Here is a 2,315-nt window from a genome sequence, read left to right on the forward strand (position 1 = left end):
CTAGGTCTTTTTTTCACCTTGCATTTGGTATTGCACTTCATGTGTTAATCTAAGTACCCTTTTATTTTGTGTTGTGTTTGATAAACCCTAGATGTGATCTCATGTTGATCATAATGCTAGAGATCAGTATTTGATACTATTACCCACTCACAGCCAAGCAGTGATATCATATGCACCTGTTTTGTGAGTACCCATATCGTACTAACATCTGAATCGTACTAACATCTGACAATGACAGCGTCGCCGCTATTTCTGATGTCAAACCCCAATGACTATTACCTTTTGCTTTCCATGTTCTACAGCCGAGTCTCGCTATGCCCCACTCTCGAACCAACCTAAACGCCAAACCCAAAAAAAACGCCCCTTACTTAATCGGACTGTTACTACGTTATAGTCTTTTTGCTGCCGCTATTCTGGTGTTATTGGCAGGATTGCTGCTAACCAATTGGTGGCTCATACTCTTGGGTGGTTTTGCATCGGCAGTTGGTATTTACGACAAGATTCAGTCCAAACACGCCATCTTGAATAACTACCCGATTGCTGGTCATGTACGCTATATATTAGAAAACTTTCGCCCTGAGATTCGTCAGTATTTGCTCGAAGACGATAAAGAGCAGGTGCCGTTTTCACGCCAGCAACGGGCACTCGTCTATCAGCGCGCCAAAAATGTCAGTGATACCAATGCTTTTGGTACATTAGACAATTTATATACACAGGGCAAAGAATGGTTTTTACAATCTGCGGTTAGCGAACCTTTAGAACATAAAGACTTCCGTATCATGGTTGGTGGTGACCGCTGTCAGCAGCCACATGATATGTCTGTATTCAACATCTCGGCGATGAGCTTCGGCAGTCTATCAGCAAACGCCATTATGGCACTCAACCAAGGTGCCAAGCTGGGCGGATTTACCCATGATACAGGCGAAGGAGCCATCAGCCCTTACCATAGAAAGTTTGGTGGAGATTTGATTTGGGAGCTCGGTACTGGGTATTTTGGTTGCCGTGATGATAACGGTAATTTTGACCCGCAATCCTTTGCCGAAAAAGCAGTCGATCCACAAGTCAAAATGATCGAGATAAAACTGTCACAAGGTGCAAAACCTGGCAAAGGTGGCGTCTTGCCAGCAGAAAAAATCACACCAGAGATCGCAAGGACTCGTCATATCCCTACTGGTCAAGACTGCATCTCTCCTTCTTCACATACTGCATTTAGTACACCGAGGGAGCTGGTCGCATTTTGGCAACAGCTGCGTGAGCTGTCTGGTGGCAAACCCGTTGGATTTAAATTGTGTGTTGGTCAGCCTTGGCAATTTATGGCCACGGTTAAGGCAATGATTGAAGCCGATAACTACCCTGATTTTATCGTCATCGATGGTGCAGAAGGTGGTACCGGCGCAGCACCTGTTGAGTTTATGGATAACGTAGGCATGCCATTGGTTGAAGGTTTTTTACTGGTTCATAATACATTGGTCGGCGCAGGCATTCGCGACAAAGTAAAACTTGGTGTGAGTGGTAAGATAGTTTCTGGCTTTGATATAGCACGTCTGATTGCACTGGGTGCCGACTGGTGTAACTCAGCACGTGGCTTTATGTTCGCGGTTGGCTGCATTCAGTCTCGCTCTTGTCATACCAACACCTGTCCGACAGGCGTCGCAACCCAAGACCCATATCGTCAAAAAGCCCTTGATGTACCAAGCAAAGCAGAGCGTGTCGCAAGCTTCCATAAAAACACCCTCAAATCACTGGCCAGTATCGTCGGTGCAGTTGGCTTACAACACCCCAGCCAGTTACAGCCATATCATATCGCCCGTCGACTTGATGATGGACAAATAAAGCTATTATCCAAGTTTTTTTACTTTACCGATGAAAACGCATTATTAGACCAAAGCGCCCGTGCAGATATTTTCAACCAAATGTGGGTAATGGCTAACCCCGATAGCTTTTTGGCAAATAATGATGCTCTCATCGCCTATAACAAAGACTCTCGAGATAAAGGAAAGAACACTAATGCACCAACAGAAAACAGCCCTGAAAGCATAGAGGACAACATAGATGGTGGTAGCCTCATTGGTAACGTCAATAATACCTTTCGTGATTTTCCACCTAAAGATGACTAAAGAACAGTGACCAAGAAAACCGACGAAAAGTGGTTAGCAACTATTGATACGCTTTAAGAGATACCGGTACACCATCGGTTAATATATTGACCCCTGCCGTCAAATCCGTACACATAAACTTGGGAGATTTTAGTTACGCAGCTTGACGATAATAATCAAACCACACCTGTCTTGGCGATTGATAGCCCAAACCCTTTT

The 2,315-nt window shown here is 44.7% G+C and carries 1 protein-coding gene; it reads left to right on the top strand.

Annotated features, from left to right (window positions below):
- Positions 1-314 precede the first annotated feature (314 nt).
- Positions 315-2,117, top strand: a complete 1,803-nt coding sequence (locus tag L0J61_RS10555) for an FMN-binding glutamate synthase family protein (protein WP_301466396.1) — start codon at positions 315-317, stop codon at positions 2,115-2,117.
- Positions 2,118-2,315 lie beyond the last annotated feature (198 nt).

Origin of the sequence: Psychrobacter sp., assembly GCF_030457785.1 — a bacterium.
Classification (GTDB): domain Bacteria; phylum Pseudomonadota; class Gammaproteobacteria; order Pseudomonadales; family Moraxellaceae; genus Psychrobacter.

Bases quoted from the DNA above. Each gene is read 5' to 3' on its own strand.
- L0J61_RS10555 (WP_301466396.1), top strand. From the start codon at position 315: ATGCCCCACTCTCGAACCAACCTAAACGCCAAACCCAAAAAAAACGCC.